This window comes from Paenibacillus sp. 1A_MP2 (assembly GCF_052244825.1).
Taxonomy (GTDB): Bacteria; Bacillota; Bacilli; order Paenibacillales; family Paenibacillaceae; genus Paenibacillus; species Paenibacillus vandeheii.
On record NZ_JBQQCS010000001.1, the window covers coordinates 1,970,567 to 1,984,879 of the forward strand.

9 protein-coding genes and 2 pseudogenes are annotated in these 14,313 nt (G+C 46.6%); 10 read left to right on the forward strand and 1 reads right to left on the reverse strand.

The window, feature by feature from the left end:
- Positions 1-187 precede the first annotated feature (187 nt).
- Positions 188-1,504 carry a uracil permease gene (gene uraA / locus ACTWJ7_RS09785; RefSeq protein WP_079350713.1) on the reverse strand — a complete coding sequence of 439 codons (1,317 nt, stop codon included), beginning with the start codon at positions 1,502-1,504 and terminating at the stop codon, positions 188-190.
- Between the two features lie 374 nt (positions 1,505-1,878).
- Between uraA and ACTWJ7_RS09790 the strand changes: the two genes are divergently transcribed.
- From ACTWJ7_RS09790 to ACTWJ7_RS09835, 10 genes and pseudogenes are all read left to right on the forward strand, one after another.
- Positions 1,879-4,056 carry a RelA/SpoT family protein gene (locus ACTWJ7_RS09790; protein WP_024633048.1) on the forward strand — a complete coding sequence of 726 codons (2,178 nt, stop codon included), beginning with the start codon at positions 1,879-1,881 and terminating at the stop codon, positions 4,054-4,056.
- 12 nt (positions 4,057-4,068) lie between these two features.
- Positions 4,069-4,530: a D-aminoacyl-tRNA deacylase gene (gene dtd, locus ACTWJ7_RS09795; RefSeq protein WP_024633049.1), complete on the forward strand. Its 462-nt coding sequence runs from the start codon at positions 4,069-4,071 to the stop codon at positions 4,528-4,530.
- Positions 4,531-4,604: 74 nt separating this feature from the next.
- The gene (locus tag ACTWJ7_RS09800; protein WP_160319650.1) at positions 4,605-4,772 is read left to right on the forward strand and encodes a hypothetical protein; all 168 of its coding nucleotides are present in this window, start codon (positions 4,605-4,607) and stop codon (positions 4,770-4,772) included.
- Positions 4,773-5,075: 303 nt separating this feature from the next.
- Positions 5,076-5,582, forward strand: coding sequence for a type 1 glutamine amidotransferase domain-containing protein (locus ACTWJ7_RS09805; protein ID WP_024633050.1), 507 nt, complete (start codon positions 5,076-5,078; stop codon positions 5,580-5,582).
- A 112-nt stretch (positions 5,583-5,694) separates the two neighbouring features.
- On the forward strand, positions 5,695-6,141 hold the full coding sequence (locus ACTWJ7_RS09810; RefSeq protein WP_024633051.1) for a hypothetical protein: 447 nt from the start codon (positions 5,695-5,697) through the stop codon (positions 6,139-6,141).
- A 615-nt stretch (positions 6,142-6,756) separates the two neighbouring features.
- Entirely contained in the window at positions 6,757-8,025 is a 1,269-nt protein-coding gene (locus ACTWJ7_RS09815; protein WP_301878364.1) for an SEC-C metal-binding domain-containing protein, read from the forward strand.
- Between the two features lie 617 nt (positions 8,026-8,642).
- On the forward strand, positions 8,643-9,893 hold the full coding sequence (gene hisS / locus ACTWJ7_RS09820) for a histidine--tRNA ligase (protein WP_024633053.1): 1,251 nt from the start codon (positions 8,643-8,645) through the stop codon (positions 9,891-9,893).
- Positions 9,894-9,997: 104 nt separating this feature from the next.
- Positions 9,998-11,775, forward strand: a pseudogene (aspS, locus tag ACTWJ7_RS09825) (aspartate--tRNA ligase).
- Positions 11,776-11,793: 18 nt separating this feature from the next.
- A complete protein-coding gene (locus ACTWJ7_RS09830) occupies positions 11,794-12,552 on the forward strand; it encodes a tRNA threonylcarbamoyladenosine dehydratase (protein ID WP_024633055.1) in 759 nt (252 codons plus the stop codon).
- A 413-nt stretch (positions 12,553-12,965) separates the two neighbouring features.
- Positions 12,966-14,263: pseudogene (locus ACTWJ7_RS09835) on the forward strand (NCS2 family permease).
- The last annotated feature ends 50 nt before the right edge of the window (positions 14,264-14,313 follow it).

The window sequence follows — 14,313 nt, forward strand, 5'->3', positions numbered from 1 at the left end:
AGCATTCATTGCTGTTAAATCACGTGAACTGGATCTCCCGTTTCCCGGGAAATAATATACAGCATTAACTATTTGCAAAAAGCCTGTCCCTCAACCTGTAAAGGTGAGAGAGCAGGCTTTTTGCGTTGTACGATGTATAAAATGAAGAATGAATAAACATGGTTCGTTCAGATCAGTCGGCAAGAAATCAATCCGGCGTTTTCTCGGTTAAAGGCTGTTTCTCCGTTTGATCATTCGACCAACCCAGTACTTCAAATAATTTAAACAACAAGCTCATCAGAATTCCGACGATGGTTGCCAGAGCCATTCCCTTGAGATGAATACCATAAAACGTGATCTCAGTACCACTGAGTCCGATGACGAGTACAAGGGTTGTTAACAACAGGTTGGTCGGTTTGGCAAAATCCACTTTCTGTTCGACCAGAATACGCAAACCGGATGCTGCAATAACTCCGAACAGAAGCAAAGATACACCACCCATAACCGGAACGGGAATGTTAGCTATAAGTGCCGAGAACGTACCTGAGAACGAAAGCACAATGGCAATGACAGCTGCGCCGCCAATAACATACGTCGAGTAAACCCGGGTCAGAGCCATAACTCCAATATTCTCACCATACGTTGTATTCGGTGTGGACCCAACGAAACCGGAAAGAATGGTTGAAACGCCGTTTCCGAGCAGGGAGCGATGAAGACCCGGGTCCTTGGACAGATCTTTACCCACAATGCTGCTCGTTACAAGCAGATGTCCGATGTGCTCAACAATGACAACAAGGGCGACAGGCAAAATGGTGAAGATGACAGACCAGTCAAATGTCGGTGTTGTTACGGTAGGCAGCGAGATAAAGTCAGCGTTCGCTATATTCTCGGTTTTCACCTCACCCATAAAGTATCCAAGCACGTAACCGGATACAATCCCGATTAGAATGTGAATGATCTTGGGGAATCCACGGAAGGTTACTGCACCAATCACAGTGATTCCGAGAGTAACCATGGCTAAAATAATCGGTTTGGCCTGAGGTACCCAGTCGGGGTTCTCAGCAGGGTTCGAATTGATCAGACCAGCCATTCCGGCTGCCACAGGGACAAGCTCGAGACCGATTAGGGCAACAATGGCACCCATAACCGCTGGCGGGAATACGACGTTAATCCAGCCTGTGCCCGCATACTTGATGATAAGAGCTACAATGCAGAAAACAACTCCCGTTACGATGAACGCTCCAAGTGCCATGGGGTATCCGTTATCAGGGTGAGCGAGTAACACGGAAGAAACAGGTGCGATAAAAGCAAAGCTTGACCCAAGATAGGCTGGAATCTTTCCTTTGCACATGAGTATGTACAACAATGTTCCAATACCGTTCATAAGCAAGATCATACTTGGATCGACACCGAACAGGTTCGGCACGAGCACGGTACTGCCAAACATGGCGAACAAATGCTGGAGACTCAGCAGTGAGCCTGAGCCAAGCGGCATTTTTTGATTAACCTGAATTTCACGTTGCAATGAATGTTCATCTCCTTTTTCCGAAACACAAATCTTCAATATAGTACAGAGTTTCTCTTCATTTAGCAATAACATTTTTCCGCTGAGCATTGAAAGCTCTATTTATTTTTACAATCTATCCTTCTATTTCGGTAAATAACGGTAATAATATATGGTAATTGAGGATGACCTCGAAGCCCTGTGGAGGACAGGGCAAGCTCTTTCGGGAATGATACATCACGTATAAAAAAATTGGATATGTGCTCTTATTCGTCAGTAGTTGACGGGAAACGGGCGAAGCGTCATAATTATAGGAAATTACTTTTACGGGGAACCTGTGTTGATATTATGTCACGGGTTCCATTTTGTATAGAAAGGACACGGAACAGATCAGAATGGGCATAGAGCAATTACTCGAGAAGGCCGGGGCATATATCAAAGAACCCGATCTGGTGCGCATACGTGAAGCTTACGAATTTGCTGATCAGGCCCACCATGGACAGACGCGAAAATCGGGAGAACCGTATATTCTGCATCCGCTTGCGGTTGCCGATATTGTTGTAAACATGCAGATGGACACCATCTCCATAATTGCAGCGCTTCTTCATGATGTAGTAGAAGATACTACGGTTTCACTTGAAGAAATCCGCAATCATTTCGGCAATACGTGTGCCATGCTTGTTGACGGCTTGACGAAGCTGGAACGTATTCAGTTCCGCTCCAAGGAAGAACAGCAGAACGAGAACTACCGCAAAATGTTCATCGCCATGGCGCAGGACATCCGTGTCATCGTGATCAAATTGGCTGACCGTCTGCATAATATGCGGACACTCAAGTTTCAGTCGGAAGAGAGTCAACGTCGGATTTCATATGAAACGTTGGAGATTTTCTGTCCGATTGCTAATCGTCTGGGTATCTCTGCGATCAAATGGGAAATGGAGGACATCGCCCTCCGTTATTTGAATCCGCAGCAATATTACCGAATCGCAAACCTGATGCACAAAAAGCGTGCGGAACGTGAGCAATATATAGATACCGTTATGGACGGTATTACGAGCAAGCTGGATGAGATGGGAATTCAGGCAGATCTGTCGGGTCGTCCTAAGCACATCTACAGCGTGTTCAAAAAAATGACTACGAAAAACAAACAGTTTAACGAGATTTATGATCTGCTTGCGATTCGTATTATTGTGGATAACATCAAGGATTGTTATGCTACGCTCGGAATTATACACACGTTATGGAAACCGATGCCTGGACGTTTCAAGGACTATATCGCGATGCCAAAGGCGAATATGTATCAATCGCTGCATACCACGGTCGTAGGTCCCAACGGTGAACCGACTGAAGTTCAGATCCGGACATGGGATATGCACCGCACTGCTGAATTTGGGATTGCTGCCCACTGGGCCTACAAGGAAGGCGCTGCGAACGGAAATAATTTTGAAGATAAAATTACGTTCTTCCGCGAGATTCTTGAACTTCAAAATGAAGCGCAGGATGCGTCTGAATTTGTAGAATCACTCAAAATGGATTTCTTCTCGGATCTGGTGTTTGTATTCACACCAAAAGGTGAAGTTATCGAATTGCCTACCGGATCTGTTCCATTGGATTTTGCATACAGAATCCATACAGAGGTGGGTAATCGAACGATTGGTGCGAAAGTAAATGGTCGTATCGTTCCGCTCGATTATCATCTCAAAACGGGCGATATCATTGAAATTTTGACGTCCAAACATTCTTACGGGCCGAGCCAGGACTGGCTTAAAATTGCAAAATCCTCTCACGCACGAGCGAAGATCAAGCAATGGTTCAAAAAGGAACGACGCGAAGAAAACGTTGAAAAGGGACGCGACAGTTGCGAACGTGAACTTAAGCGCATGGGGCTTGATCCATCTGCCTGGATGACGGACGATAAGTTGCAGGAAGCAGCCAAAAAGTATGCCTTCAATGATATTGAGGATATGCTCGCAGCGGTTGGATTTGGTGGCATTACGGCTGCTCAGATTGTGACCAAAGCAACGGAGAAACTCCGCAAGGAGCAGGAAGAATCCAGCTTGCTGGAACTGAATTCCGAGATGCGTGAGCTGAAGCCTGCACCTGAACGCAAAAACCGTCCGACCAATGGCATTCGTGTCAAAGGCATAGACAATTTGCTTGTTCGTTTTGCGCGCTGCTGTAACCCTGTACCAGGGGATGCTATTATCGGGTATGTTACACGTGGGCGCGGGGTTTCCGTGCATCGCAGTGACTGTCCAAATATTCCGTCCAGTACGGATGGAGAAGAAGCAGCTCGCGTCATTGAAGTCGAGTGGGAAGAGAATATTGAAGCCAACTACAGTGTGGATATTGAGATTACGGGCCATGATCGCAATGGTTTACTCAATGAAGTGCTTCAAGCTGTTTCCGAAAGTAAAACCAATATATCTGCCGTCACCGGACGTACAGATAAAAATAAATTAGCATTGGTGCACGTCACAATTCTGATACGTAATACGGAGCATCTGCATTCGGTTGTGGAACGAATCAAACGGGTGAAAGATGTCTATTCTGTGCATCGGATTATGCAGTAAGGAGCCTGTAAGATGAGGGTGCTTGTACAACGCTGTAAAGAGGCTCAGGTAACTGTTGGGGACGAGCTGACGGGAAGAATTGAATCTGGATTGATGCTACTCGTGGGCATTACACATGAGGACACGGAGAAGGATGCCATATATTTGGCAGACAAAATTGCTGGACTTCGAATCTTTGAGGATGAGCAGGAAAAGATGAATCTCAGTTTGATGGATGTGGGCGGGGCTGTATTATCTGTCTCACAATTTACATTGTACGGGGATTGTCGCAAAGGGAAACGCCCAAGCTTTGCAGCGGCAGCCAGACCTGAAGCGGCAGAATTGTTGTATGAAACATTTAATCAACTGTTACGGGATAAAGGAATTCAGGTGGAAACCGGGCGTTTCGGTGCGATGATGGATGTGACTTTTACCAATTGGGGACCCGTGACTTTAATGCTCGAAAGCCCTATTCGTCAAGAGGCACATGCATAATTGATGGGGAACAGGCCATAATGAGGGATAATTCGGTTTATAACATAAGATGATCAAAGGAGTACCCTACCCTTATGCGCCAATCCGTCAAGGAAACACGTTCCCGAATAGAACCTTTGCTTCTACCTGGAAACCTGTATGAGTCCCTGAAGCTTGCCCGCGCTGCTGCCGAATGTGCAACAACAATTTGGGCCCTTCAGGATTCGGATAAAGGGGAGCAGAGCCGTCTTCCGCGTGACTGAGTGCTGACAGTATTCGATCAAATATTTAGGTAACAAAAGCGAAAAAGTCTTGATTCGATCATCGAATCAAGACTTTTTTTGTTAGGAAGCTTAATCATTTCGGAGTTGGAGTGTTTAATCAAAGTCAAAATAATACAGGTTCGTCTTGTTATAAATGACTCTGGTTAGGGTAATAACAGAACGAGGCGCGATGCGTGCCAGGTTCAGTGTTTATTACGGGCAATGAACAAGAAATGTAGAATATATGTTTCTGCGATTACCCGATTCCAAGAAATTTCGAATACGGAAAGGAGAACATACGTTATGAGTAAAGTTGCTTTTTTATTGGCGAATGATTTTGAAGATTCGGAAATGCAGGTACCATATGATGAGGTGAAAAAAGCCGGACACGATGTGGAAATTATCGGCTTGAAAGCAGGAGAGACACTGAAGGGTAAAGGTGGTAAAGCCTCCTACACTTCAGACAAAGCGATTTCCGAAGTCTCTGCTTCCGATTATGATGCAGTTGTGATTCCAGGGGGATCTTCACCAGAGAATTTACGTACAGATGCGCACATTCTGAAATTCGTAACGGAGATCAACAGTGCGAAGAAACCAATCGCTGCGATTTGTCACGGTCCTCAAATTTTGGCGTCTGCCAATCTGTTGAAAGGTCGGACAATTACGTCCTATCCACCGCTCAAGGATGATATGGTGAACGCGGGAGCAGAGTTTAAGGACCATGAAGCTGTTGTAGACGGCAACTATATCACTTCCCGAACACCTGCCGATGAGCCAGCATTTGTCCGGGAGCTGCTAAAAGTTATTTAATGATATGGAATCAGATAACTATCCGTTAAAAATGATTACGTTATAGGGTGGAACTGGAAGCTTTTAAGTTTACGTTTCATTCGGTATTTATTCCGATAAAGGAGGGTTTGACATGACAAAGCATATTCAGGCGTATTTTCGGACCGAGGACGAGGCGGAGGGAGCAAGAACTTCACTTCAGACGTTCCGTACAGAGCATTTGGAAGTAGGGCAACTGGACAGTGCAGTTGGCAGAGACAAGCGGATTATGGTACCTCTGGTGCCTTATAACACAGCAGGTGGCGTAGGAACCAATGGAGCTATGGGTGTGGGTGCAGCACCCGGGGTTCCCGCTAGTGAAAATGTAATTCCGGTCGTCAGTAATGTGGATCGCGATACCGAGAGAGGTTCCCGTGATAATGTCAATGAGGATGGCGACCTGTTGGATGCTGCGGATGTGTCCTCGGCTGACTATGACGATCTGCATTATGTTTTGTCTGCCAAAGTAAGGGATGAGGATTATGAGGAAATCGTTCATAAACTTCGTTCTAACCAAGCTTATGTGGAAGAATTGAATTAACATGTAAAAGAGAGCCCTTGCAAGGCCTGACTTGGTGTCAGGAGCCTTTGCAGGGGCTTTTAATATGTAGAAAAAATAAATTATAAAAAAAGCGCTATCATTTTTGTAATATTACTGTAATATTAGTTACATAAGCCTTTAACATAGCCCGTTTATAATAACACACATGACCCCCTTTTTTATATATCCTTTGAGCCTGCACACCGTGTGCAGGTTTTTTTTTGAGATGAGAATGTATATGTTTTGGGCAAAGCTTACCCCGTATTTAAATTTTTGCTAGAATAGAGAAATGGATTTAAATATTTTAAAGCGAATTTTTTTCATAGTTAGGCTACATTGGTCGGTAAATCAAGCTTCTAGCGATTGGGCTCAGTCGAATCCAATCCTATGATAGAGAGTGTGAGGAATTCATCGCCAGAGTGATCCGTCATATTCCAGATGAACATATACTCGCTGAAACGGCCCCCGCCCTTTTATAAGAGCGGGGCAGCCGTTTCTGCTTATGGAAATTGACAGCTATATAGAATGCCTCGTTTGAGAAATGAAATCTATAATGCTAAAGCAACAGTGTTCTCATGCGAAATGGCTAGTGAAAGATTTAAGGGGGAATTAGTTTTGAGTAAGGTTGGAAGAAATGATTTATGCCCATGCGGAAGCGGGAAAAAATATAAGAAATGCTGTCTGGACAAGGAGCCCTCTGCGGTAGAATCCGTACTGCGGCTGATATCAACCGAGCAGCCTGTCCAGGAAGCCTCGGTTCAGCCTGAGAGCAAACTGACCTTGACCAAGCTGAAAAAGATGGTGGAGCGCGAACTGAAATGGGCGCATCCGGCTCACGAACAGCTGGCCCTGCAGCTTATTGAGGACATGAGGAACCAATACGAGCGGGAGCTGATTTTGGAAGCTCTGGTGCTATGGAATGGCTATTCCCGTCAGACCCGCCCTACTGTGAAGAAGACAGGCTCGTTCTGTGCCGCAATCGAGTATTTGTTGTCCGAGGAATACGGCTTCAATGTTTCGAAGGATGAGCTAGCCGTTAAATATGAGGTAACGACAGCAACGATCTCCCGAAAGGTTAAGGAGATGTTCAATTACATCGAAGAATACGGCATGGGCGGCGAAACGGACGAGCTGATGATTCTGAACAGCCCAGACACACCGAAGGACAAAGCGCAGGCTCTGCTGAATAAGGCGATGGAATCCAGTTCTTCCAAACGCAGAATACAGCTGGCGAAAACAGCGCTGGAGATGTATTCTGACAGCTCTGATGCGTATCTTATTCTGGCTGAGGAATCGGACAATGAGTCTGATGCACGTGCTTACCTCAAGGCTGGAATCGCTGCTGGCGAACGCGAACTGGGCGAACTGTTTTTTGAGAAGAACAAGGGGGACTTCTGGGGGCTTCATGAGACTCGTCCATATATCCGGATATGCAAAAGCTACGCCGAATCCTGCTGGTTTGGCGGAGATGCCGAAGAAGCGGCACAAATCCTGGAGCATATTTTGGAGCTTAACACGGAAGACAATACCGGAGCGCGTTACCTGCTCGCTGCTGTGTATTTGTACAGCAACCAATTGAAGCAGGCAGAGCAACTGCTGGAGAAGTATGGGAAAGGTGACGCCGCAGCCGCCTTTGCCTATGACCAGATCATTCTGGAGTATAAGAAGAACGGAATCACCTCCCAGCTCAAAATGCTGTACCGTGTGGCCCGGGGTGTGAACAAGCATGTGCCTGACTACCTGCTGGGTTTGAAGCGGCTGCCGCATAACCTCCCTGATTTTGTCGGAATGGGGGATTCCGACGAAGCGATTGAATATGTCATTATGCACTCCCGTCTATGGGCGAATGTGCCGGATCTGTTGAAGTGGATGCTGAAACAATAGAGATATAAGAAGGCAATAGAAGTTGGAATTCATTTGATGAATCCAGCTTCTATTAGCCTTGATATCTGTGGACTCCGCATCTCGTACGGCGTGTGAGAATTTTTTTTAGTGCTATCTTTTTGTGTTAGCCCTTGACTTTAGCACTGCGGTTCATTACAATCAGAAAATAAATTAACTTTAAACGTTATATAATAACTATAGGCGTTATTCAATAATATAACTTGATGATTTGATGACGGGACCAAGTACTCCGTGCCCACATGAACAGAGAGGAATCCCCTGGCTGTAAGGATTCTCTTGATGAGCGGACGAATGACTTCCCCGAGAACAGACGGCGAACACATTAGATTTATATCTGATGATCATTAGCCGGCCTGCGCAGGGCGTGCGTTATACGTAGAGCGGAATGATCTGTGTTTGATCGGATTGCCTGGAGCAACCCGACATCATCACACGATCACCTGAACGGCGAAAGTGTCAGGGATTCCGGAATGTGGGTGGTACCACGGGTGAATGTGTAAACACAATCCCTCGTCCCTTTGTTTGCTGTTTATACAGCGACAGGGCGAGGGATTTTTTTATTATACAGAGAAAAATAGATGCTGGAGGGATGAAAGATGGCTTTTCAAAAACCGACTGGAACGCAGGACTTGCTGCCTGGCGTTGTCGAAAAGTGGCAGTTCGTAGAGGAAAAAGCGCGTGATCTGTGTCGCCGTTTTAATTACCGCGAGATTCGCACACCGATCTTCGAACAGACTTCTTTATTTGTACGAGGCGTTGGGGAAACAACCGATATTGTTGAGAAAGAAATGTACACCTTCAATGATAAAGGGGACCGCAGCATGACCCTTCGACCGGAGGGTACAGCGGGGGTTGTCCGCGCTTATGTGGAAAATAAAATCTATGGCGAACCGGATGTGAGCAAGCTTTATTACATCGGTCCGATGTTCCGGTACGAACGTCCGCAAGCAGGTCGCCAGCGTCAGTTCCACCAGTTCGGTGTAGAAGCCATCGGAGCCCTTGATCCAGCGATCGATGCTGAAGTCATTGCGCTTGGGTATCAACTGTGTGTAGAACTGGGATTGAAAGATGTCAAAGTCGAAATCAACTCGGTCGGTAACCCAACCAGCCGTGCGGAATATCGCGAAAAATTGCTTGGATTTCTCAGACCAATGAAAGACAGTCTGTGTAAGGACTGCCAATCCCGGATGGAACGTAATCCGCTGCGTGTGCTCGACTGTAAAGTTGATCAGGACAAGTTTGTAGGAGCACCGTCCATCTTGGATAGTCTGGATGAAGAGTCCTTGAACCACTTTGCCAAGCTGAAAGAGTATCTGGATGACTTTGGCGTAGATTACGCGGTGAACAATCGTCTGGTACGCGGACTGGATTACTACACCTTGACTGCTTTTGAATTGAAAGCCCAAGGTATTGGCGCGATTGATACAGTCGGTGGTGGCGGCAGATACAACGGTCTCGTTGGAGATATCGGTGGACCTGATCAGCCTGGTATTGGTTTCGGTATCGGTCTGGAGCGCATTCAATTGATTCTGGAACACCAGAACATTGATGTAAGTTCCCTTGCCCCACTCGATGTATATTTTGTTGCTCTTGGTGAAGCAGCCGATCGTGAAGTCAATCGTCAGCTGTTCAAGCTCCGTCAATCCGGACTGTCCGGTGAACGCGACTATCTCGGTCGCAAGATGAAAGCACAGATGAAATCTGCCGACCGATTCAAAGCCCGTTACACTGCCATTCTTGGTGATGATGAACTGGAGCGCGGCGAGATTGCCCTGAAGTCCATGGATACAGGTGAACAACAAACGGTGAAGCTGGATGATCTTGTTGCCACGGTAAGTGGAAAGTAAGCAGTAACACCATTTGAATAAAATCGTCTTCACGCAACCGCACTGTTGAAAAGCGGGTTCTGCCCGCCATACAGAACGGAAATTCACATATGAGGAGTTTGGTTATGAAAAGAAGTCATCATTGCGGCGCGTTAACACCCGCACACATCGGTGAAACTGTAACATTGAACGGCTGGGTACAGACCCGCCGTGACCTGGGGGGCGTACTGTTTATCGATCTGCGTGACCGCAGCGGAATTGTACAGGTTGTTTTTAACCCGGCATACTCTGGCGAAGCATTGCAAATCGCTGACAGAGTACGGAGCGAGTATGTTATCGCGGTAACGGGTAAAGTCGTTAAACGTGACGAAGAGACTGTAAACAAAAACTTGCCTACAGGCGAAATTGAAGTCCAAATTACGGAGATTGAAGTGCTGAACGCTGCTAAAACACCTCCATTCTTCATCGAAGATGGTGTGGAAGTCGACGAGTCCCTTCGATTGAAATATCGTTACCTGGACCTGCGTCGTCCGGAAATGTTCGAAACATTAAAATTGCGTTCCAAAGCATCCAAAGTGTTCCGTGATTATCTGGATGGAGAAGAATTTGTTGAAGTAGAAACACCAATCCTGACGAAGAGCTCCCCGGAAGGTGCGCGTGACTATCTCGTACCAAGCCGTGTGCATGAAGGTGAATTCTTCGCCCTGCCGCAATCACCGCAAATTTACAAACAATTGCTGATGGTCGGCGGACTTGAGCGTTACTATCAAATCGCCCGTTGTTTCCGTGATGAAGATTTGCGTGCAGACCGTCAACCGGAATTCACTCAAGTCGACATCGAGACTTCCTTCCTGCAACAGGATGACCTGCTGCCAATGATGGAAGAACTGATGGCCAAATTGCTGCGTGAGACGAAAGGTATTGAGCTGGAGCTGCCGTTCCAACGGATTACGTATGCAGATGCCATGGGTAAATACGGTTCGGACAAACCGGATCTGCGTTTTGGCATGGAACTGGTTGAAATGAACGATATTGTAGCAAACAGTGGTGTGAAAGTATTTGCTTCTGTCATTGAAAAAGGCGGAGAAGTGAAAGTTCTGAACGCTAAAGGCTGTGGCACATGGAGTCGTAAAGAAATCGATGACCTCGGTCCATTCGCAGCGCGTTACGGCGCAAAAGGTTTGGCATGGATTCAAGTGAAAGACGGCGAGTTCAAAGGACCAATCGTGAAGTTCTTTACACCGGAAGAGATCGAAGCAGTTAAAGAACGTACTGGCGCTGAAGAAGGCGACTTGCTGCTCTTCTCTGCTGACACCAAAAAAGTGGTTGCAGATGTACTGGGCGCGCTTCGTCTGAAAATCGGTCGTCAACTGGGCCTGATCGATGACAGCAAATTCAAATTTGCATGGGTTGTTGACTTCCCATTGCTCGGGTACGATGAAGATGCCAAACGTTATGTAGCAGAGCACCACCCATTCACACGTCCTAAAGACGAAGATGTACATCTGTTTGACACAGATCCGGGTGCGATTCGCGCTCAAGCTTATGACCTTGTTCTGAATGGTTATGAAGTGGGCGGCGGTTCAATGCGTATCTATAAACGTGATGTTCAAGAAAAATGTTCTCTGCCCTGGGACTCTCTCCGGAAGTAGCCAACGAGAAATTCGGTTATCTGCTCGAAGCATTCGAATACGGAACGCCACCACACGGCGGAATCGCTTTTGGTCTCGACCGTCTGGTGATGCTGCTGGCAGGACGTACGAATCTGCGTGAAACGATTGCCTTCCCGAAAACGGCAAGTGCAACGGATCTGCTCATGAATGCACCTTCTGAAGTGGATAACTCCCAATTGGAACAACTTCACATCCGTGTAGCCCGTAAACCGGTGGCGGAAAAGAAATAAAGGAGGCATCGATTCTCAATGCTCCATCAATTTTCAAGAACAGAACTGGCAATCGGACCTGAAGGTCTGAACGCCTTGAAAAATAGTACAGTAGCTGTGCTCGGCATCGGCGGTGTGGGTGGTATTGCAGTGGAAGCCCTCGCTCGCAGCGGTGTTGGCCGTATCATTCTGATTGATAAAGACGTGGTGGACATCACGAACATCAATCGTCAGATTCATGCTTTGACAACGACCGTGGGTCAGAAAAAAGCAGATTTGATGGTGGAGCGGGTGAAGCTCATCAATCCAGAGTGTGACGCCATTGCACTGAATATGTTTTACACGGAAGAGACGTATGAGGAATTGTTCAAGTATGAGCTGGATTATGTGCTGGATGCTTCCGACACGATCATTTACAAAATCCACCTCATCAAGGAATGCCTCAAACGGAAGATTCCGGTCATTTCCAGTATGGGTGCGGCAAACAAAATGGACCCGACAAAATTCCAGGTTGCGGATATTTCGAAAACGACCATGGACCCGATTGCTCGTGTTGTCCGTACGACACTTCGCAAAGACGGTATTAAAAAAGGTGTAAAAGTGGTCTTTTCAACGGAAAAGCCGCTCAAACCACGCGAAGATGTAACACAGAAAATTGTACCTGAAAATGCGCCGGAAATTCGCAAGGCCAAACAGCCACCAGCGAGTAACGCCTTTGTTCCTCCGGTAGCCGGACTGATCATGGTCAGTGTTGCTGTCAAGGAACTGATTGAAATTGCAGAGAACAAGCAGCAGTAATTTGCTGTAAGGGAAAAGCGTAGATGCCGACAAGGTGTCTGCGCTTTTTTGCATACGCAAAACCCTAACCAATGTCAGGGTTACGTGATGTACTTCGATCCCAAAACCGTGTATGATATGTGGTGCTGCACGAAATGATGAAAAATACATAGAGAAATCGCAGCTATATAAGATGAATATAAGATTTGCACAAGAACGAAGAGGACAGAAAAAACCTGGAGAAGCGAAGCGTTCGACTAAAAGCTTTCTGAAAGAAAGCTGCATCGGAAGCATACGCTTATCACCGGATTTAACTTTAAAAACATAAATCTAAAAATCCGGGGATAACAGCGATCAGAAGGTTGTTCTGTCCGCGCAGTGGTAGAGTGTAAATACATTTGTTCGGCTTATATAGAGAGAGGAGAACGGAACGAATGAAACAAGGATGGATGGCCAGAAGACTTGGCCTGGAGCAGGGAGACCAGTGGAAGAAGGAAATTATGGCGGGGGCCATTTCCTATTTTGCCGTGGTGTATATCGTGATGGTCAATGCAACAATTCTGGCGGATGCCGGAATGCCGCTGCAGGCAGCTATGGTGGGCACACTTCTGACGTCCATTGCAGGTTGTTTGCTGATGGCATTTGGCGGCAAATCACCGATTATCGTTGTACCTGGCATGGGCATCAATGCATTTTTCACTTACACACTCGTACATTCGATGAAATTGAGCTGGCAGGAAGCCTTGGCGGTTGTATCGGTCACAGGTGTGCTATTTTCGGTCGTGACGTTTACATCGTTATATAAAATGATCAGTGAGGCCATTCCCAAAAACCTGCAGCATGGCATCACTGTCGGAATCGGTCTATTCCTGACGTTTATCGGTTTGCAAAAAAGCGGAATCGTCATCGCACATCAGACGACGTTTGTAGCCATTGGGCATTTTAACGACCCTGGAGTAATTACTGCTTGTGTTACACTTGTGCTTGCATTGATTCTATTTATACGAAATGTACAGGGCGGGCTTCTGATCAGTATTCTGGCGGGAACAGGACTGGCTTATGTGCTTGGGGCCGTAAACCGGGTGACCCCGTGTCTGCCGCAGAAGCATTGCATCAATATGGCGGTTTGTTCGCTGAGCTTTCCTTCGCAAATCTGGTGGACTTGTCGTTCTGGATTGCTGTATTTCTGTTGCTGCTGATTGTTGTATTTGAAAATATCGGCCTGATTACGGCCCAGACCCATTTGATTGGTCGCCCCGAAAGATTTAAAGGCAGCTTGCGAGCCCTGTCAATTTCGAATATTTTTGCCGGGATCTTTGGAAGCAGCCCTACTGTAGCTGCGGCTGAGACAACAGCCGGTATAGCTGCAGGCGGGCGCTCAGGCTTGACTCCACTGGTTACCGCAGTGCTATTCGGTGCAACATTCTTCTTTATTCCACTGCTGGCTTATATCCCGGACAGTGCCATCGCTCCCATTTTGATCATTATAGGCGGATTGATGGTACAGGATGTGAAGGACATGGATTTCCGTGATTTTACGGAGGCTTTCCCGGCTTTTCTGATCATGGTCATGATTCCATTTACATATAGCATCGTCGACGGTATGGCATTTGGATTCATTGCGTATCCCGTAGCGAAGCTGGCGGTGGGTCAGGGTAAGCAGGTGCCTAAAGTCATGTATGGCATTGCAATTCTCTTTTTGGCGAATTTTGTTCTGCACGGGATATTGTAAAAGATAGGAAACATTATGTTAACTCATACGTATGATCTCTGGTGAACATC

Coding starts and splice junctions, on each gene's coding strand:
- ACTWJ7_RS09800 (WP_160319650.1), top strand. CDS start 4,605: ATGCGCCAATCCGTCAAGGAAACACGTTCCCGAATAGAACCTTTGCTT.
- ACTWJ7_RS09805 (WP_024633050.1), top strand. CDS start 5,076: ATGAGTAAAGTTGCTTTTTTATTGGCGAATGATTTTGAAGATTCGGAA.
- ACTWJ7_RS09790 (WP_024633048.1), top strand. CDS start 1,879: ATGGGCATAGAGCAATTACTCGAGAAGGCCGGGGCATATATCAAAGAA.
- hisS (WP_024633053.1), top strand. CDS start 8,643: ATGGCTTTTCAAAAACCGACTGGAACGCAGGACTTGCTGCCTGGCGTT.
- dtd (WP_024633049.1), top strand. CDS start 4,069: ATGAGGGTGCTTGTACAACGCTGTAAAGAGGCTCAGGTAACTGTTGGG.
- ACTWJ7_RS09830 (WP_024633055.1), top strand. CDS start 11,794: ATGCTCCATCAATTTTCAAGAACAGAACTGGCAATCGGACCTGAAGGT.
- ACTWJ7_RS09810 (WP_024633051.1), top strand. CDS start 5,695: ATGACAAAGCATATTCAGGCGTATTTTCGGACCGAGGACGAGGCGGAG.